Source organism: Lentisalinibacter sediminis (assembly GCF_040706615.1).
In the GTDB taxonomy this organism is placed as follows: domain Bacteria; phylum Pseudomonadota; class Gammaproteobacteria; order Steroidobacterales; family Woeseiaceae; genus Lentisalinibacter; species Lentisalinibacter sediminis.
This window is the reverse complement of the sequence record NZ_JAPDRF010000003.1, coordinates 111,094-129,476: the sequence shown is the minus strand read 5'-3', so window position 1 is coordinate 129,476 and position 18,383 is coordinate 111,094. Positions and strand designations below refer to the sequence as shown.

General features: G+C 67.0%; 16 protein-coding genes and 1 other RNA gene. 12 read left to right on the top strand and 5 right to left on the bottom strand.

Features of this window, described 5'->3' with window-relative positions; all coding sequences use genetic code 11:
- Nucleotides 1-8: 8 nt before the first annotated feature.
- Nucleotides 9-2,366 (bottom strand): multiheme c-type cytochrome, encoded by a 2,358-nt coding sequence (locus ACJMKX_RS05455; RefSeq protein WP_405222181.1) that lies wholly within the window; start codon nt 2,364-2,366, stop codon nt 9-11.
- Nucleotides 2,367-2,780: 414 nt separating this feature from the next.
- On the opposite strand from ACJMKX_RS05455, the gene ACJMKX_RS05450 reads away from it, so the two are divergent.
- Nucleotides 2,781-5,186 carry a fused MFS/spermidine synthase gene (locus ACJMKX_RS05450; protein ID WP_405222178.1) on the top strand — a complete coding sequence of 802 codons (2,406 nt, stop codon included), beginning with the start codon at nt 2,781-2,783 and terminating at the stop codon, nt 5,184-5,186.
- A 106-nt stretch (nt 5,187-5,292) separates the two neighbouring features.
- On the opposite strand, the gene ACJMKX_RS05445 is transcribed toward ACJMKX_RS05450, so the two are convergent.
- Nucleotides 5,293-5,724, bottom strand: a complete 432-nt coding sequence (locus tag ACJMKX_RS05445) for a hypothetical protein (protein ID WP_405222175.1) — start codon at nt 5,722-5,724, stop codon at nt 5,293-5,295.
- 109 nt (nt 5,725-5,833) lie between these two features.
- A complete protein-coding gene (locus ACJMKX_RS05440) occupies nt 5,834-7,012 on the bottom strand; it encodes a DsbA family protein (RefSeq protein ID WP_405222172.1) in 1,179 nt (392 codons plus the stop codon).
- Between the two features lie 134 nt (nt 7,013-7,146).
- On the opposite strand from ACJMKX_RS05440, the gene ACJMKX_RS05435 reads away from it, so the two are divergent.
- The 7 genes from ACJMKX_RS05435 (at nt 7,147) to ACJMKX_RS05405 (ending at nt 12,109) form a co-directional block, all read left to right on the top strand.
- Nucleotides 7,147-8,409 (top strand): EAL and HDOD domain-containing protein, encoded by a 1,263-nt coding sequence (locus tag ACJMKX_RS05435; RefSeq protein ID WP_405222169.1) that lies wholly within the window; start codon nt 7,147-7,149, stop codon nt 8,407-8,409.
- A gap of 72 nt (nt 8,410-8,481) precedes the next feature.
- Nucleotides 8,482-8,814: a ribosome hibernation-promoting factor, HPF/YfiA family gene (gene hpf / locus ACJMKX_RS05430; RefSeq protein ID WP_405222166.1), complete on the top strand. Its 333-nt coding sequence runs from the start codon at nt 8,482-8,484 to the stop codon at nt 8,812-8,814.
- Nucleotides 8,815-8,893: 79 nt separating this feature from the next.
- An RNA gene (gene ffs / locus ACJMKX_RS05425) (signal recognition particle sRNA small type) lies at nt 8,894-8,990 on the top strand.
- Between the two features lie 73 nt (nt 8,991-9,063).
- Nucleotides 9,064-10,719, top strand: coding sequence for a DNA polymerase III subunit gamma/tau (gene dnaX / locus ACJMKX_RS05420; protein WP_405222163.1), 1,656 nt, complete (start codon nt 9,064-9,066; stop codon nt 10,717-10,719).
- Nucleotides 10,720-10,765: 46 nt separating this feature from the next.
- Nucleotides 10,766-11,092, top strand: a complete 327-nt coding sequence (locus tag ACJMKX_RS05415; protein WP_405222160.1) for a YbaB/EbfC family nucleoid-associated protein — start codon at nt 10,766-10,768, stop codon at nt 11,090-11,092.
- Nucleotides 11,093-11,099: 7 nt separating this feature from the next.
- On the top strand, nt 11,100-11,702 hold the full coding sequence (recR, locus tag ACJMKX_RS05410; RefSeq protein WP_405222157.1) for a recombination mediator RecR: 603 nt from the start codon (nt 11,100-11,102) through the stop codon (nt 11,700-11,702).
- A gap of 44 nt (nt 11,703-11,746) precedes the next feature.
- Nucleotides 11,747-12,109 (top strand): histidine triad nucleotide-binding protein, encoded by a 363-nt coding sequence (locus ACJMKX_RS05405; protein ID WP_405222154.1) that lies wholly within the window; start codon nt 11,747-11,749, stop codon nt 12,107-12,109.
- A 7-nt stretch (nt 12,110-12,116) separates the two neighbouring features.
- On the opposite strand, the gene rsgA is transcribed toward ACJMKX_RS05405, so the two are convergent.
- The gene (gene rsgA / locus ACJMKX_RS05400; protein WP_405222151.1) at nt 12,117-13,037 is read right to left on the bottom strand and encodes a ribosome small subunit-dependent GTPase A; all 921 of its coding nucleotides are present in this window, start codon (nt 13,035-13,037) and stop codon (nt 12,117-12,119) included.
- An 80-nt stretch (nt 13,038-13,117) separates the two neighbouring features.
- On the opposite strand from rsgA, the gene orn reads away from it, so the two are divergent.
- From orn to ACJMKX_RS05385, 3 genes are all read left to right on the top strand, one after another.
- Nucleotides 13,118-13,699 carry an oligoribonuclease gene (gene orn, locus ACJMKX_RS05395; protein WP_405222148.1) on the top strand — a complete coding sequence of 194 codons (582 nt, stop codon included), beginning with the start codon at nt 13,118-13,120 and terminating at the stop codon, nt 13,697-13,699.
- A 6-nt stretch (nt 13,700-13,705) separates the two neighbouring features.
- On the top strand, nt 13,706-14,314 hold the full coding sequence (locus tag ACJMKX_RS05390) for a DUF938 domain-containing protein (RefSeq protein WP_405222145.1): 609 nt from the start codon (nt 13,706-13,708) through the stop codon (nt 14,312-14,314).
- A 124-nt stretch (nt 14,315-14,438) separates the two neighbouring features.
- Complete coding sequence (locus ACJMKX_RS05385) at nt 14,439-15,095, top strand: TIGR04211 family SH3 domain-containing protein (RefSeq protein ID WP_405222143.1); 657 nt, start codon at nt 14,439-14,441, stop codon at nt 15,093-15,095.
- A gap of 15 nt (nt 15,096-15,110) precedes the next feature.
- Here the strand turns inward: ACJMKX_RS05385 and ppsA are convergent, their stop codons facing one another.
- A complete protein-coding gene (gene ppsA, locus ACJMKX_RS05380) occupies nt 15,111-17,474 on the bottom strand; it encodes a phosphoenolpyruvate synthase (protein ID WP_405222140.1) in 2,364 nt (787 codons plus the stop codon).
- 68 nt (nt 17,475-17,542) lie between these two features.
- On the opposite strand from ppsA, the gene ppsR reads away from it, so the two are divergent.
- Entirely contained in the window at nt 17,543-18,367 is an 825-nt protein-coding gene (ppsR, locus tag ACJMKX_RS05375; protein ID WP_405222137.1) for a posphoenolpyruvate synthetase regulatory kinase/phosphorylase PpsR, read from the top strand.
- The last annotated feature ends 16 nt before the right edge of the window (nt 18,368-18,383 follow it).

The window sequence follows — 18,383 nt, the reverse complement described above, 5'->3', positions numbered from 1 at the left end:
ACCCTGGGTTACCGAACAGCGTCGATTATCGTTTCGCGACCCTCAGGGAATTCCTGCGGGGTCCAGCTGTTCTGGTACGCATGCGCCTTGATAGCGGCCTCGATCGAGGGATCACCGCTGCGATGGCAGGTCACGCAGGAGGATGTCTGGGCACCCTCGAGCACGTCGTTGACCTGGTCACCAAACGGCGGTTCACCTGTCTCGACGGTCGAAGCCATCGCGTCGAGTGCGCTCGGCAGGACGGCAAAGCCGTCCACGTGGCAGGCACCACACTGGTTCAGCGCGCGCGGATAGGTCGGGCTGTGGAACGTATGGTTCTCGAGCACCGGGTTACCCGCACCGTCATCCGAACCGAAGACCGGCAGATCACTGCCAGCACCCGGCCAGTTGAACAGCTGCGACTCGTCGCCCGCCCAGGCGTAGATGCCACGACCGCGGTAGATCACGATCGGTGCAGTCGTCTCGCCGGCCGAATGGACCGCATGCAGCATCTCCTTCATGCCGAAGTTCTGCCCGGCACGGCCGTCATACGCCTCAGAGGCATCCACGCCGAACTCGTCGACACGGACGTACTGGTCGTTGGCCGCCGTGTTGTGGCAGAGGTAGCACATGTCGACGTTGTCGACACGGTTGCCACCATGCTGGTACATCGAACCGACGTGGCACTGCAGGCACTCGCCCGAGTCGACCACGGCCCGACGCGCAGGCGCCGGAGCACCGTCACCCACCGTCCAGTCGAAGGTCGGCGTGAAGGCGCGCACCGGCATGAGATCACCGAATTCAGCCGTGAGATCAGCTGCGCGGTCATCGTTGGCCGGCTGTACGATCGGCACGCGAGGCTTGCCCTGGATGGCTACGCGGCCATACATGGCATCGGTCTCCTCCACCGGAACCACGGTCGTCGCGACGCCGCCGGAGCAGGTCGTGTTGTCGACGGAGACGCCGACTTGTCCGCCGGGCTGACCGGCGCGATCCGGCCTGACGCCCAGGATGTAATCGCCGCCCTGTGCGTAGTTGCGCAGGATGCTCAGGTTGCCGTTGCCGTCGGCGAAGAACACCGGGGCGCCGGCGCCTGCCGTGGCGTTACAGGGGTCGACGCCAACGCCGTCGTAGCTGGCCGTCCAGGAGATGGCCAGTTCAACGCCGTCATCGACGACACTGGTGATCTGCCAGTCGAACTTCGCGCCTTCGGCCACGGAGGTGTCGACGCCATCGAAGATGATGCCGTCACGTTCCGTTATCAGGCCGTTGTGGTAGTAGGCTACGTCGGCGCCCGCAGTGCCGCCGTTATGGCACTGACCGCAGTCGGCCGTCTCCGGATTCGGGATCGTCAAGTGAAACTCGAGGCCACCTTCGAAGGCGAAGCCGTCGATGCCGCCATGGCAGGTGAAGCAGGCCGCGCCGGAGACCGGCATGGCGTTCGCAGCTTCGAGGGCGGAGACGCCCGCTGCCGGTACGACATCGCTGTCGCTGTGGCAGACGCTGCAATTCGTCATGTAGGTCGGGTAGGTGACGTCATACACGGTGTCGCGCCGCGACAGGAACTCGCCATCGGGGAAGTTGTGCGAGTTGTGAATGCCGTGGATGATCTCGGCGAGCTGGCCGTACGAGGGCCGGTCGTCTTCCGGTGTCGCCGGGTCATCCCGGCGGTGGCAGACCACGCAGGCATCGACGGTCATCGGCGCCGAGTAATGGCCGCCGCGATTGTCGGGTGCGAAGCGGCCGACTTCACCGCTTTCGCCATGACAGGCGACGCAGGACTGGTTGCTGGCCAGTCCGGCGAGCCCGATGGCGTCCGGATAGTCGCCGTAGGCCACGAGCTCGAGCTCTTCCTCGCCGAACTGGAGGATCGCCAGGAAGCGGGAATTCGGGCTCGTCGTCAGGCATTGTGCAACGGCATCGAGCAGGATGATCGAGTAACCACCGGCGCCGTCAGAGCTGAACGTGCCGGGCGGGATCGGATCGCTGCGACCCTTGAAGGTGACTCGGTCCGTGCCGTCCCCGCAATAGGAACGATAATACTCGGCACCAACCGCCGGTGCACCGTCGACAGCCAGAGTGAAGTCCAGCGTCACGTCGGTGCCGTCGTCGCTAATCAACAGGTTGTCGAACGTGCCCAGGCCAAAGACGATGTGGTTTTCCGCTGCGTCGGCGTAAGCACCAGCATCGTGACACACGGCGCAGGATTCGACGGGAGTGATAGCTGCGTCGTCACCCGGAGGGCCTTCAGGTCCGGCGGGTCCCGTGGGTCCTTCGGGACCCGTTGGGCCGGCGGCGCCCGGCGAACCGTCGTCGCCTTCGCAGCCGGCTAATCCAAGAAAGGCAGCAAGCACTACGGTTGCCACCAGTTTCCATTTTTCTTTCATCGATATCTCCAAAGGAAGTCAGGGCGCGACCCCAATCAAGCGCGCATCCCGTATGTCTCCCTCCGAAGATCCCAAAACGGAATGCTCAGGCGAGATGGTGACTGCGATGACCCGCGTATCCAATCAGGGGTTATACGAAGCTTAGCTCACTGAATCGCAACGAAAACCAGAACCTAATTGAGAATGATTCGTAATCCTTAGATCTTCGTGGTTGGCCTGATCGGCCAGCGGGCAGGACGGGCACCGCGGGCCTGCTCCGGGCCTTGCTGTCCCGGGCGTTGCGGTGCACTAGGGGTTCTTCCGAGTGCCTGCGATGTTCGCCATGCGGCTAAGATGCTGCGACGGCCGCGGGCTTTGCGCCCGTCGCGACGGGCGCGGCGCGGGACATCCAACCTGGCCAGAGGGCTCATACGGATGGTTTGGACCCTGAGCAACAGGCTGCTATTCACAGCGATCTTCATCTCGGGCGCCTCGGCGCTGATCTACCAGCTGATCTGGGTCCGCCTGCTGGGGCTCGTCTTCGGGGTCAGCAGTTTCGCGGTTGCCACCGTGGTTGCCGTGTTCCTGCTGGGGCTGGGCCTGGGCAGTTATTTCTTCGGCAAGTGGTCGGAGCGGGCCCGCGACCCGCTGCGGATCTACGTCTACGTGGAGGTGGGGATCGCCGCGACCTCGCTAATCGCTTTCCTGGTGATCGAGACGCTGCCCGTCTACCGCTATCTCTACGAATACGCCTACAACAATCTCGGCTTCTATGGCCTCTCGGTCGCGCGGCTCCTGCTCTCGACCCTGGTGCTGCTGCCGCCGGTGTTTCTCATCGGCGGCACCATGCCGCTGCTGGCAAAGTATTTTCTTCGCAACCCGGATCAGCTCGGCTCCAGCTTCAGCAGGCTCTACTACGTCAACACGCTCGGCGCCGCCGCCGGCGTCCTGCTGACCGGCTTCTTGCTGGTGCGATGGTTCGGCGTGACGGGCACGCTGATCATAGCCGTCGCCGGCAACCTGCTGACCGCCCTGATCGTCGCCCTGAGCAAGCGGGGCGCCCAGGAGCTGGAACCGGCTGGCGGCGACAAGGCGCCGTACTCCTACATGCTGGTATTCCTGTTTCTCACCGGCTTCATCGCGCTGGGATACGAGATGCTGTGGGTGCGCATCCTCTCGACCTACGGGCTGTCGACCTCGCAGGCCTTCGCGCTCATCCTCGCCGGCTTCCTGCTCGGCTTCGCGGTGGGCGCATGGATGGTGGCGCGGACCGTGGATCGGCGGCGCGATCTCGAGTCCTGGTTCAGCGCCGTGTCGATCGTGACGGCCTTCAGCGGTGCCGTCGTGCTGCTCGTATTCCGGCAGTTCGAGCAGCTGACCCTCCTCCTGGCAGACACGACGCCGGTCGGCCAGCTAACGCTGGGCATGGGCCTGGCCTTCACGGTTTCGTTCATACCGGCCGTGTTCATGGGCATCCTGTTCCCGCTGGGAGTTCGCATCTACGCCCGGGATGTGGACCGGATCGGCGCGAAGGCAGGCGCCACCCTCTTCTCCAATACACTCGGTTGCGTCCTCGGCAGCCTGCTGACGGGCTTCGTCCTCATCCCCTTCGTGGGCATGTGGAACACCACGCTCATCCTCGTCAATCTCAGCCTGCTGATCGCCCTGGCCTTCCTGCTGCGCACCGGCCGCTCCGCCCCGATGCAATGGGCCTCCCTGCTGGTGGTTGCCGCCGTCGCGAACGTGCTGGTCTTCGCCGACAGCAAGTCGTTCCACGCCGAACTCAGGGGCCGCGACCTGCGGACCGCGGCCGGGGGCTTCGAGGTCATCTACTACGCGGAGGGCCTGTCGGGCACGGTCACCGCCGTCGAGCGGGACGGCTATCGCGGCCTGTTCGTGGACGGCCAGAACGTTTCCGGGACCGACGCCGTGCTGCTCGCCGACTCGAAGATGCTGGCCCACGTGCCGCTGCTGCTGGCCGAGGATCCGGCGGTGGCGCTGACCGTCGGTTATGGCACCGGGACCACCTCGGGCAGCATGCTGCTGCACGGCGTCGAGGTCCACGCCGTCGAGATCGAGCAGAAGATCATCGACGCGGCGCCGCTTTTCGGCAACGTCAACCACCATTCGTATGCGGACCCTGACCTCAAGCTGGTCCTGGACGACGCCCGCAACTACATTGCCGCCACCGACCAGGCGTTCTCCGCCATCGCAACCGACGTGACCAACCTCAAGTACAAGCGCAACCCCTACCTTTACACGCGCGAGTATTTCGAGATCATGCGCGACGCCCTGACTCCCGAGGGCGTCGCCGCCGCCTGGCTGCCGGTCGGCGGTCTGTCGTTCGAGGACCTGCGCATCCTGATCGCTACCTTCGACGACGTCTTCCCGCACACCACGGCCTGGTATTTCACCCAGTTTCCGACCCACTTCATCATCCTGGTCGGGACGCCGGAGCCGACACTGGTCAACCTGCCGGAGCTGCGGGAGCGGATGCAGGCGGTCGAGCGCGACCTCGCCAGCCTCGACGTGGACAACGTCTATGAACTCGCCAGCATGTTGCTGCTGGGCGAGAGCGACGTGGACGGGCTGGTTGCCGGCGCGCCGTTGCACACCGACAACCGGCCGATCCTCGAGTACTCCGACATGGATCTCTACAACGTGGAGGACGTGGCGCCCAACCTGGGCCGCCTGCTCGAGTACCAGCGGGAGGACCTGCTCGAGTACTTCAGCGGGACCGAGCGCGAGCTCAGCGCGCTCGAGGAGCACTTCATGCTCTATATCCGCTATTACCAGAACTACATCGAGCTGTACGAGCAACGGGTCGACACGCGCGGATAGCAACGCCGAGCCTTCCGGATACGGCATGCAAGCCGTCGGAGAGAGGGAAAAAGAGGGCCGCAGCGGCCCTCTCGATGGTTACCGCGTGCCGGGCGGAACTCAGGATCTAGCTGCGCCGATCCACCCGTCGCTCCAATCGGTCCCCCTTGCGGTCCAGGCCCCGGTCGATACGGTCCCCTTTACGCTTCAGGCGCCGGTCGACCCGGTCGCCCTTGTGATCGAGCCGTCGGTCGATGCGGTCGCCCTTGCGGTCGAGGTGGCGAGCTGCCTCCTCGCGCCCGTTCGCCTCGGCGCGTTCGGATGCCCGGTCCAGCCTGCGATCCGCCCGGTCACCCCGGTTGTCGAGTCGCTCGTCGATGCGCTCGCCCTTGCGGTCGAGCCGTTCTTCGATGCGGTCACCCTTGCGATCGAGGCGGTCGTCCACCTTGTCGCCCGGATCGGCCAGCGCAGGCCCCGCCGCAAGCAGCGCCGCAGTACTCAGGGCGGCGGCCGTCAGCGTCGCGGCCCGGGTGCCAGAGGTTATCGTGCGTCCTTTCATCCTGGATCTCCCTCGAGTTCGTGGTACGAGGCAATTCAACGCCGCGGCGCCTCGCGGGTTGACGCGGAGACGGACAAATTCCGCGGAGGTGACATAACGAGGGAGACCGTCAGTCGCCCGCGGTGCCGGCGCCGGACTGCCGGAGCACTTCGTCCTCGACGGCCCACAGGCGATCCTGGCCCCAGATTGCCGCGTCGCCGACGCGGAAGCTGGGCACGCCCCACAGCCCCAGCCCGAGCAGCTCTTCCCGGTTGGCCTCGGCGACCGCGCGCCAGTCGTCGCTGCCGAGGTGTTGACGCCCGGCCTCCCAGTCCAGGCCGGCAGCGCTGACGATCCGCGCGAGGCCCCGGTCGCTGCCCGCATCGATGCCCTGCGACCACACGCCACGCATGAAGGCAAGGCAGTACTCGTAGCCGCGCCCCTCTCCGATGGCCCAGGCCAGCAGGGAATAACCGCGCTCCACCGGCTCGCCCAGGGGGTCTGCGATGCGGCCGAACGGCACGCCAAGGCGGCGGGCCTCCCGGGCGACGTCGGTGACGATGTAGCGGCTCTTCATCTTCGGCACCGGCAGTCCGCGCATGCGCATCGGCAGCACGTAACGCAGTTGCAGCCGGGTGCCGCTGGCGTCGGCGAGCGCCTTGACCCGTTCGGCGGCGATGTAGGTATACGGGCTGCGGAACGACAGGAACCAGTGGATGTCCGGCGTCCGTCCGGCGGCGGCCGAGGCTGACGCGGAGGAGGGCACGGACGGCGGCACGAACAGGGGTTCGCCCGGCGCGCCGGCGCGCCGGGCTCCGAGGTCCGCGAGCCGCGTCTCGAGATAGTGCAGCCGATCCAGGCCCCAGTACCATTCGCCCTCGTAATACAGCGTGGCGCCGAGGTAGTGGCCGAGTTGCTCGCGCCGCGCATCGCCGCCGGTTCGCGCGCCGGCGATCAGTTGCCGCACCGCCGGATCCTCCGCCTCCGGATCCAGCCCGGCGCGGGCCGCGAGGCGGGCAGCATCGACGCGGCACCACGCGACCAGTCGCTCGCGCTCCGGTGCCGCCCAGTCGGGCGGCGGGCCGACGAGCCAGATCTTCAGTTCCACATCGTAGCGCTCGGCGAAAGCGGGCAAGGCCTGCGCGAGCAGCCGCGAATGGGGGTCGTCGGGCTGGTGGAAGAACTCTACGACGTGGGGCCGCCCTTCCTTGCGCCGGCGCATCTCTGCCTTGCTTCGCAGCTTGCGGAGGCGTGCCTCGCCGAGGAAGGACCTGGTCAGGCGCGAGACGATCGCCGTCTTCAGTGACATCCGCTGGCTCCCCCGTGGGTTTAAGTGAATCTGCCGTGGACCTTCCGTCAGGATGGTAGTCGAAGGGGGTGAGGGCGACCAATCTGTGAACCGGGTCCGACAGGGCGGTGAGCCGCGCCGCTAGACTGCACGCCATGTCAGCGATTCCCGTAGCAGACGCCGCCGCAGGCGTTCAGGCGACTCCCTTCGTCCTCGGCCGCCAGCCCATCCTGGACCGCAGCGGCAACACCGTGGCCTACGAGCTCCTGTTCCGGTCCCCGGGCGGCGAGCCTTTCCCCGGCGACCAGCTGGCCACGGCCCGCGTGGTCACCCAGGCGTTCTCCGAGCTCGGTCTCGAGGCCGTCCTCGGCACCTGCCGCGGCTATATCAACTTCGATGCGGAAAGCCTTTACTCGGAGCTGCCCGAGGCGCTACCGCCGGGGCGCATCATGCTGGAGATCCTGGAGAGCGTGGAGATCACGCCCGAGCTCGTGCAGCGCTGCTCCGAGCTCAGGCGGCAGGGTTTCCGCTTCGCGCTGGACGACGTGACCCGCCTGGACGATTCCCACGAGGAGATCCTGCCGCTGGTCGACGTCATCAAGGTGGACGTGCACGAGGTCCCGACCGAGAAGCTGGGCGATATCGTCCTGGCCGTGCAGCGGCCCGGCATGCAGCTGCTGGCCGAGAAGGTGGACACGCCCGATCGGGCGGCGCAATGCAAGCGGCTCGGCTTCGACCTGTTTCAGGGCTTTTTCTTTGCCCGGCCGGTCCTGCTCGAGGGGCGCGCGGCGGACCCCTCGCGCCAGAATCTCATCCGCCTCCTGCAGCAGATCCTCGGTGACAACGAGATCGCCGATATCGAAGAGACGGTCAAGCATCTGCCCGAGCTGGGCTACAAGCTGATCCGGCTGGTGAACTCCGCGGGCATGGGCTTGCGCCACAGGGTGGACAGCCTGTCCCATGCGCTGGTGATCCTTGGCCGGCGCCGGCTGCAGCGCTGGCTCCAGGTGATGCTGTTCGCGCAGGACGGCAATGCGGACTTCCCGAGCCCGCTGCTCACCCTCGCGGCCGCCCGGGGACGGCTCATGGAGCTGATGTCGGAGCGGCTATCCGCCGATCCTGCCCATGCCGACCGGGCGTTCATGACGGGCATCCTGTCTCTTCTGGATACCCTGATCGGCGCGCCGCTGGCCGATATCCTGGCGCCGCTGCCGCTGCAGGAGGACGTGCGCGAGGCATTGCTCTGGCGCAGTGGCGACCTCGGGCTTCTGCTCTCGTTGACCGAGGCCCTGGAGCGCGACGAGCCTGGCGTTGTGGAGCGCCTGGTCGGGCAGTGCGACGGCCTGGATATGGTGGTGCTGGCGCGGCTGCAGGTCGACGCCCTGAGCTGGGCCGCCGACGTCGGCCGGGCCGATTAACCGGCGGCATAGCACGCGACGGACTCTGTTACGCTGTCACCAGAGACGCCCTGTGACGAAAGGAGTGCAGTAGTGCAGACACCACCGGAGATCCACTTCCACGACATGGACCGCTCGGAAGCGGTGGAACAGGCCGTCAGGGAACGCGCGGCCAAGCTCGAGAAATTCTACGATCGCATTACCAGTTGTCATGTGTACGTGCACGCCGTGCAGCGCAATCAGCGGCAGGGCAACGTCTACGAGGTGCGCCTCGAGGTACGGGTGCCGGGGACGGAGCTGGCCGTGAGCAACCGGCCGGGCGACCGGCACGCCCACGAGGATGTCTACGTGGCCGTGCGCGACGCCTTCGATGCCATGGAGCGCCAGCTCAAGGCGTGGAAAGAGAAGGCGTCCGCCACCGGCTGAGACCCGGCCGCCGCCAGGGCGCGCCCGCCGACGGGGGATGAATCCTCGCCGGATCACTGAGATAATGACGCTTGGTCCGCGTCGGTTGCCCCGCGACGGTCAGCCGTGAACCCCGTCAGGCCCGGAAGGGAGCAGCGGCAGCGGTGACACCGGGTGCCGGGGACGAGCTGGCGCGGGCCTCTTCATTCTCTGTCTGTAGGAGGGCCTTCAGGCCCGACCACTAACCGTAGGAGGGCCTTCAGGCCCGACATGAGCTACCTCGTCCTGGCGCGCAAATGGCGTCCCCGTGCCTTCGGGGACATGGTCGGTCAGCAGCACGTGCTGCAGGCGCTGACGAACGCGCTGGCGAGCGGCCGCCTGCACCATGCCTACCTGTTCGCCGGCACCCGGGGAGTGGGCAAGACCACCATCGCCCGCATCCTCGCCAAGGCGCTGAACTGCGAGCAGGGCGTAGGGCCGGATCCCTGCGGCGAATGCAGCGCCTGCACCGAGATCGACGAGGGCCGCTTCGTCGATCTGATCGAGGTGGACGCGGCCTCCCGCACCAAGGTGGACGATACCCGGGACCTGCTGGACAACGTCCAGTACGCGCCGGCACGGGGGCGCTACAAGGTGTATCTCATCGACGAGGTGCACATGCTCTCCATGCATTCCTTCAACGCCTTGCTGAAGACGCTGGAGGAGCCGCCGCCGCACGTGAAGTTCCTGCTGGCGACCACGGACCCCCAGAAGCTCCCGGTGACGGTGCTGTCGCGTTGCCTGCAGTTCAACCTGAAGCGGCTGACGCCGCCGATGATCGGCGAGCATCTGGCGCGGATCTGCGAGGCGGAGCAGGCGGAGGCGGAGCCGGAGGCGCTGGCGCTGATCGCCAGAGCGGCGGAGGGCAGCGTGCGCGACTCCCTGAGCCTGCTCGACCAGGCCATCGCCTACGGCGGCGGTGCCGTGCGCGAGGACGAGACCCGGGCGATGCTGGGCACGGTCGACCGCCAGCACGTGACGGGCCTGCTGGATTCACTGGCCACCGCCGACGGCGCGGGGCTGCTCGCCACCGTGGCTGCCGTCGACGAGCAATTCCCGGACTATGCGCGGCTGCTGGACGAGATCGCGGCGGCCCTGCAACGCATCGCCGTCTACCAGCTGGTGGGCGCGACGGACCTCGAGGAGGCCGACGAGGAGATGGTCGCCGCCTATACCGAACGCTTCACGCCGGACGACGTGCAGCTCTACTACCAGGTGGCCATCACGGGCCGACGGGACCTGCCGCTGGCGCCGGATCCCCGCGCCGGATTCGAGATGACACTATTGCGGATGCTCGCCTTCCGGCCCGCCGGTGCGGACGGGCAGGCGGCAGGCGGCGGTCGACCCGCTGCCCGCTCGCTCTCGCCGGCGAAGACCCTGTCCGGCGAGCCGGCGGCAGCCGGACCGGCGCCGGGGCGGGAGCCGGCGAAGCCGTCCGCGGCGGTGGCCGACAGGCCGGCGGGTGAGAAGACCGAAAAGGGTCCCCGCCATGCCGGATTCTGGTCGCAACCGGACTGGCACCGCCTGGCCGGCCAGCTCGAGATATCCGGTTCCGTGCGCCTGCTGGCCGCCAACTGCGCCTACGTGGGCCGGCAGGGCAACGGGGTGCAGCTGCAGCTGGACGAACGCAGCGAGACGCTGCTCACCGAACCCCGGCGACGTACGCTGGAGAAGGCCATGGCCGACTACTTCGGCGAGCCGCTCAAGGTGAGCATCCGGGTGGGCGGCGCCGAGGAGACCCCGGTGCAGCGGCAGCGGCGCGAGGAGGCCGAGCGCCTGGAAGCTGCGAAGAAGGGGCTGGAGGAGGATCCGAACGTGCGCATACTCCAGGACATGTTCGGCGCGGAGCTGCAGCCCGATACGGTGCGGCTGAAAGATCAGGACTGACGGACACACGACGGACACACGACGGACAGAAGCGGAGGCACGACGAATGAAGGGTGGACTCGGCCAGCTGATGAAGCAGGCCCAGCAGATGCAGGAGAAGATGCAGCAGGCTCAGGAGGAGCTGGCGAGCATCGAGGTCACCGGCGAGTCCGGTGCCGGCATGGTGAAAGTCACCATGAATTGTCGGCACGAGGTGCGCCGGGTGACGATCGACGACGAGCTGATCGGCGACGACCGGGAGATGCTGGAGGACCTCGTCGCAGCAGCCATGAACGACGCCATCCGGCGGGTGGAGGAAACGACCCGGGAGAAAATGTCCGGCCTCACCTCGGGCATGGGCCTGCCGCCGGGGATGAAACTGCCTTTCGGTTGATCCGCCCATGGTGTATTCGCCGCTGCTGGTACAGCTCATAGAGACGCTCCGCTGTCTGCCCGGTGTGGGGCAGAAGTCGGCCCAGCGCATGGCTTTCCATCTGCTGGAGCGCGACCCGGACGGGGCCGGCCGGCTGTCCACGGCTCTGGCGGAGGCGGTGGCCGGCATCGGCAAGTGCGAGCGCTGCCGGATGTTCTCGGAGGAACCGGTGTGTCCGGTGTGCCGTGATGGCTCCCGCGACACGAGCCAGCTCTGCATCGTCGAGATGCCCGCCGACGTCATGGCCATAGAAGACCACACCGGTTACCGCGGGCGGTATTTCGTCCTGCTGGGACACCTCTCCCCGCTCGACGGCATCGGCCCGGAGGAACTGGGTCTGGGCCGTCTCGAGTCCCTGCTCGAGGAGGGCGACGTGGAGGAGGTCATCATCGCCACCAATCCCACGGTGGAGGGCGATGCCACGGCGCATTATCTGGCCGAGCTCGCGGCGCGCCGCGGCATCGGCGCCAGCCGCATCGCCCACGGCGTGCCCATCGGCGGCGAGCTGGAATACGTGGACGGAGGTACCCTTTCCCACGCCTTCGCAGGCCGGCGCGCCATCGGCGCCTGAGTCGGGAGGCCGCCGGAACCCTGCGATAGAACGAGGAGGTCGAGATGAGCAACGACAAGAGAGATCCGGACTGCCTGTTCTGCAAGATCGCGGCCGGCGAGATCGCTGCCGAGCCGGTGTACGAGTCCGACACCGTCATCGGCTTCCGGGACATCAATCCCCAGGCGCCGACCCACGTGCTGTTCATTCCCCGGGAGCACATCCCGACCATCAACGACATCGATCCGGCCCATCATGCGCTGGTGGGCGAACTCTTCGGTGCCGCGAAGTCCGTGGCGGCCGGGGAGGGTCATGCCGACGACGGCTACCGGGTGGTCATGAACTGCAACGAGGGCGCCGGCCAAAGCGTCTTCCACATCCACCTGCACCTGTTGGCGGGGCGGAAGCTCGGCTGGCCGCCGGGCTGAGCGCCGCTCAGTAGTCGTCCCGGCGCAGCTGGCGGGTGAGGTTCAGCAGCCGCCGATAGCTCGTGTAGCGCCGCTCGCTGATCGAGCCGGATTCCACCGCCGCGAGCACGGCACAGCCGGGCTCGGCCCGGTGCAGGCAATCGTTGAACCGGCACCCGGCGGAAGCGGTCCGGATCTCCCGGAAACCGGCGCCCACGTCAACGTCTGCCCCGATGTGCGGAGCGAAGTCCCGCACGCCGGGGGAGTCGATCAGCCGTCCCCCGCGGGGCAGGGCGATCATCTCCGCGGCCACCGTCGTATGACGGCCTTCCCGCCGCGCCTCCGAGACCGCGGCGATGCGCTGTCCGGCACCGGGGACGACGGCGTTGATGAGGGAGGACTTGCCGACGCCGGACTGGCCGACCAGCATGCTGACGTGGCCGGCCAGCAAGTCGGTGAGTGCGCCGATGCTGCCGCCGGACTCGGCGGAGACCCTCAGCACGGGGTAGTCCAGCGCCTCGTAGACGGCCAGTTCCGGGGGCTCGCCATGAGCCAGGTCGGTCTTGTTGAAGACGACGGCGGCGTGGATGCCCATCAGCTCGGCGGCGCAGAGATAGCGGTCCACGATGAAGAAGTCGGGTTGCGGCAGCACGGCGGCGGTCACGACGAGCTGGTCGAGATTCGCCGCCAGTGTCTCCGGCCGCCCGCGGCTGTCTAGGCGGGCCAGCACGTTGTCCCGGGGCGCGACGGCGGTGACCAGCCAGTCCTCCTCGCCGGCGATCGGTGCCGCCTCCACCCCGTCGCCGCACACCACCCGCAAGCGTTTGCCCTTGGTGCGCGCGGGCAGCCGCCGGCCGTCGGCCGACTCCAGTTCCAGCCGGTGGCCGCGGGCTGCGGTGACGGTGAGGACGCGTTCTCCGGACGTATCGCTCGCTCGCTTCTTCGTCATGGCCGAAGTATAGGCCGTGCGGTCCGGCCGCGTGCGGCCCTCTGCTACACTGCCGGCAGTCTTGCGGCACGGCAGAGCGTATGACGGACGAGAGAATGGCAGGGAATGGCCGGGGTTATCTGATCTGGATCGATCTGGAGATGACCGGCCTCGATACGGTGAACGACCGGATCATCGAGATCGCCACCATAGTCACGGATGCGGACCTGAACGAGATCGCGGAGGGTCCGGTGCTGGCCATCCACCAGCCCGACGAGGTGATGGCGCGCATGGACGAATGGAACCGCACCCAGCACGGCGGCTCCGGGCTCACGCAGCGCGTCGCGGAGAGCCGGGTGACCGAAGCCCAGGCCGAGCAGGCGACGCTCGCCTTCCTGCGTCAGCATGTCGAGGCGGGTACCTCGCCGATGTGCGGCAACAGCATCTGCCAGGACCGGCGTTTCCTTGCCCGCTGCATGCCCGGGCTGGAGGCTTTCTTCCATTACCGCAACCTGGACGTGAGCACGCTGAAGATCCTTGCCAGCCTGTGGGCGCCACCGGTCGCCGCCGGCTTCCGGAAGGAATCCAGCCACCGCGCGCTCGACGATATCCGTGACTCCATCGCCGAGCTGCGTCATTACCGGGAGCACCTGTTCTCCGTGGCGGCGATGCAGACCGGCTGACGGCGCATGACTCTGGAACCCCCATTCTCGCCGGCGGCCGAGCGTAACCGCCGGCCGATCCTCTCGGTATTGCGTCGCCACCTCGAACCCGGCTGGCGGGTGCTGGAGATCGGCGCCGGCACGGGCCAGCACGCGCGCTACTTCGCCTCGGAACTGGCCGAGGTCCGATGGCAGGCCAGCGACATGGCGTCCAACCTGCCGTCGCTGGCCGCCGGTCTGCAGACGCCGGAAGCACCGCGGCTGCCGCCGCCCGTGGCCCTGGACGTATTGAGTGACGACTGGCCGGACGGCCCCTTCGATGCCGTCTACGCCGCCAATACGGCCCATATCATGAGCTGGGCGGCGGTCTGCGCCATGCTTGCGGGCGTCGCGCGCGTCCTGGCGCCGGACGGCCTGCTGCTGATCTACGGCCCCTTCGCACGAGGCGGGAGCCACACCAGCGATAGCAACCGGCGCTTCGACCGCGAGTTGCGCAGCCGGAGCCCGGCCATGGGCATCCGCGACCTCGACGACATGGAGTCCGAGGCCGCCCGGCACGGGCTGGAGCGGCAGGCCGAGTATGCGATGCCGGCCAATAATCTGCTGCTGGTCTGGCGCCGATCCGCGGCCGGCTGAACGGCTGCGTGACGGCTGGCACCGCGTCCGGGCTTGCTTTATAGTCACCTCTGACGCTCCCGATCGGGGGCAATTCGACTTGGGTTTCAGGAACTTGAATACACTCCTTAACAAGATGCCTTTCTTGGCGGCGCTACTGCTTGTGCTGCTGGCGCAGAGCGTTGCGGCGCAGACCCGCTACGTCTCCGACGAGTTCGAGATCACGCTCAGGACGGGGCCGAGTACGGCTAACCAGATCATCCGTATGCTGGAGAGCGGCACCCAGCTCGAGATGCTGGAGCAGGACCCGGACAGCGGCTACACGCGCGTGCGCACGCTCGGCGGGACCGAAGGCTGGGTGATCAGCCGCTACCTGATGCCGGAACCGGCGGCGCGGGATCAGCTCGCCGCCATGCGTCAGCGACTGGAGACGATCCGCAATCAGAGCGGCGACCTGGGCGCGCAGCTGGACGACCTCACCCGGGCCAAGCAGGAGGCCGAGGCCCGCATCCGGACGCTCGAGGCGGAGAACAAGCAGCTCGAGGCGGAGCTCGCGGAGATCCGGCGGACGGCCTCCAACGTGCTCGGCATCAATGCGGAGAACAACGCGCTCCGTGAGCAGCTCTCCACGGCGGAGGTGCAGATCGCCGCCCTGCAGCAGGAGAACGGGGAACTCGCCAGCCGGCGCAACCGGGACTGGTTCATCGCCGGTGCCGCCGTGTTGCTGGCCGGCGTGCTCGTCGGGATCATCGTGCCCAGGATCCGCTGGCGCAAACGCTCGCGCTGGAGCGACAGCTTCTGAGGAGTGCGGCCGGCGTCAGACCTTCTCGCCGGCCAGGAAGAGCCAGGTCTCGATCACCGTGTCAGGGTTGAGGGACATGCTCTCGATGCCCTGATCGAGCAGCCAGTGGGCGAGATCCGGATGGTCCGACGGACCCTGTCCGCAGATGCCCACGTACTTGTCCTGTCGGCGGCAGGCCTCGATGGTCATGGCCAGCAGGGCCTTCACTGCGTCGTCCCGCTCGTCGAAGACATCGGCGACGAGGGCGGAGTCCCGGTCCAGGCCGAGCGTAAGCTGGGTCATGTCGTTGGAGCCGATGGACATGCCGTCGAAATGCTCCAGGTAGCGGTCGGCCAGCAGCGCGTTGGTGGGCAGCTCCGACATCATGATGACCTTCAGGCCGTTCTCGCCGCGGGCGAGGCCGTTCTTCGCCAGCAGTTCCACCACCTCGCGGCCCTGATCGACGGTGCGCACGAACGGCACCATGATCTGGACGTTGGTCAGGCCCATCTCGTTGCGCACCCGTTTCAGCGCCCGGCATTCCAGCTCGAAGCAGGGCTGGTAGTCAGGGTCCACGTAGCGGGCGGCGCCGCGGAACCCGAGCATCGGGTTCTCCTCGTGTGGCTCGTAGGCCTCGCCGCCGATGAGGTTGGCGTACTCGTTGGTCTTGAAATCGGACAGGCGCACGATGACCGGGTGCGGATCGAAGGCGGCGGCGATCGTGGCGATGCCCTCCGCCAGCTTCGCGACGAAGAACTCCACCGGCTCGCTGTAACCGGCCATCTGTTCCTCCACCGCCTCGCGGGTGTCGGCGTCCAGCTTGTCGAACTCGAGCAGCGCCCGCGGATGGACGCCGATCATGCGATTGATGATGAACTCCAGGCGTGCCAGGCCGACGCCGTGATTCGGGATGCCGGCGAAGTCGAACGCCCGGTCCGGGTTACCGACGTTCATCATGATCTTCACCGGGATGTCCGGTAGGGAGTCGAGCTCGATCTTCTTTTTCTCGTACTCCAGCTTGCCGTCGTAGACGTAGCCCTCGTCGCCTTCGGCGCAGGATACGGTGACCTCGCGGCCGTCGGCGATCTGCTCGGTGGCGTCGCCGCAGCCGACCACGGCCGGTATGCCCAGTTCCCGGGCGATGATGGCGGCATGGCAGGTGCGCCCGCCCCGGTTGGTGACGATGGCCGCCGCGCGCTTCATGACCGGCTCCCAGTCCGGGTCGGTCATGTCGGCGATCAGCACGTCGCCGTTCTGCACCCGGGTCATCTCCTCGATGCTGCGGATGACCTTGGCGGGGCCGATGCCGATCTTCTGGCCGATGCTGCGCCCGCGGCTGAGCACGTCCGACCGCGTCTTCAGGGAGAAGCGCTGCAGGGTGCGCCCGCTGCGGCTCTGTACCGTCTCCGGGCGTGCCTGCAGGATGTAGATCCTGCCGTCCTCACCGTCCTTGCCCCACTCGATGTCCATCGGACGGCCGTAATGCTCCTCGATGGTCACCGCTTGCTTCGCCAGTTCGATGACGTCCTCGTCGCTCAGGCAGAAGTGCTGGGACTCCGCCTCGTCGACGTCCACCGTCTCCACGGTATGACCCGGGGTGGGGTTGTCGCTGTAGACCATCTTGATGGTCTTGCTGCCGAGGTTGCGGCGCAGGATCGGGTCATGGCCGTCTTTGAGCGCCTTCTTGTAGACGTAGAACTCGTCCGGATTGACGGCGCCCTGAACCACCGTCTCGCCGAGGCCGTACGAAGCGGTGATGAAGACAGCGCCACGAAAGCCGGACTCGGTGTCCAGCGTGAACATCACGCCGGAGGTGCCGACATCGCTGCGCACCATGTGCTGGATGCCCGCCGACAGGGCTACCAGCGAATGGTCGAAGCCGTGGTGCACCCGGTAGGCGATAGCGCGGTCGTTGAACAGCGAGGCGAAGACCTTGTGGATGGCCTCGATGAGCCGCTCGAGGCCCTTCACGTTCAGGAAGGTCTCCTGCTGTCCCGCGAAAGAGGCATCCGGCAGATCCTCGGCGGTGGCCGAGGAGCGCACCGCCACCGCGATGTCATCGCCCCCGGTCATCTCCTCCCAGGCTGTAGTAATGTCCTCGCGCAGCCGGGGGGGCAGGGGGGTATCCATGATCCACTGCCGGATCTCGCTCCCGGCGGCGGTGAGATCCTTGATGTCGTCCACGTCCAGTGCGCCGAGGCGCTGGTTGATCCGGTCGGCGAGGCCCTCGTGGCGGAGGAAGTCTCTGTAGGCCTGTGCGGTGGTGGCGAAGCCGCCGGGGACGGTGACGCCGGCGGCGGACAGGTTGGCTATCATCTCGCCGAGTGACGCGTTCTTGCCGCCCACCCGGTCCACGTCGCCCATGCCCAATGCATCGAGCGAAACTACATAAGGCTCCAAAGTCGACTCCCTTGTGTTATCGACCCGAACGTGCACAATCCAACGACGCTTGCGCCTCGGATCGACCCATGGGCCAAAGAACCGTCTTTTTTCTGTCCGACCAGACCGGTGTCACGGCCGAGACGCTGGGTCACAGCCTGCTCACGCAATTCGACAGCCAGGATTTCCGGCAAGTGACTTTGCCATTTATCGATAATGATGACAAGGCACTGGCTGCGCTGAAAAAAATCAACGATTCCGCCCGCCGTGACGGCATCCGGCCGATCGTATTCAGCACCCTCGTACACGATGATCTGCGCAGAATCATACAGGGTTCGGAGGGGCTGTATCTCGATATTTTCGACGCCTTCCTCGGCGAGCTCGAGGAGGAACTGGAGCAGGAATCGTCCCACTCGGCGGGCAAGGCCCACGGCGTATCCGATCCGAATGTCTACATGAAGCGCATCGAGGCGACCAATTTCGCGCTCGCCAACGACGACGGTGCGACGGTGCGCAATTACGAGCAGGCCGACGTGATCCTGGTCGGCGTATCCCGCTCCGGCAAGACGCCCACCTGCCTGTATCTCGCCCTCCAGTACGGCGTATTCGCGGCCAACTTCCCCCTCACCGAGGAGGAGTTCGAGAGCGGCGAGCTGCCCGAAACGCTGCTGAAGCACCGGGGCAAGCTGTTCGGGCTGACTATATCGCCCGCGCGGCTGCAGCAGATCCGCCGCGAGCGGCGCTCGCGGGGCCGCTATTCCAGCGCCCAGCAGGTGCGCTTCGAGCTGCGGGAGGCGGAGAAGCTCTTCCGCCGGTACAACATCCCCTACATCGACACCACCGAATTCTCCATCGAGGAGATCTCCAGTCGCATCCTCGACAGCACCGGGCTGGAGCGCCGCACGCGTCCCTAGATCACGGCTTTCGCCA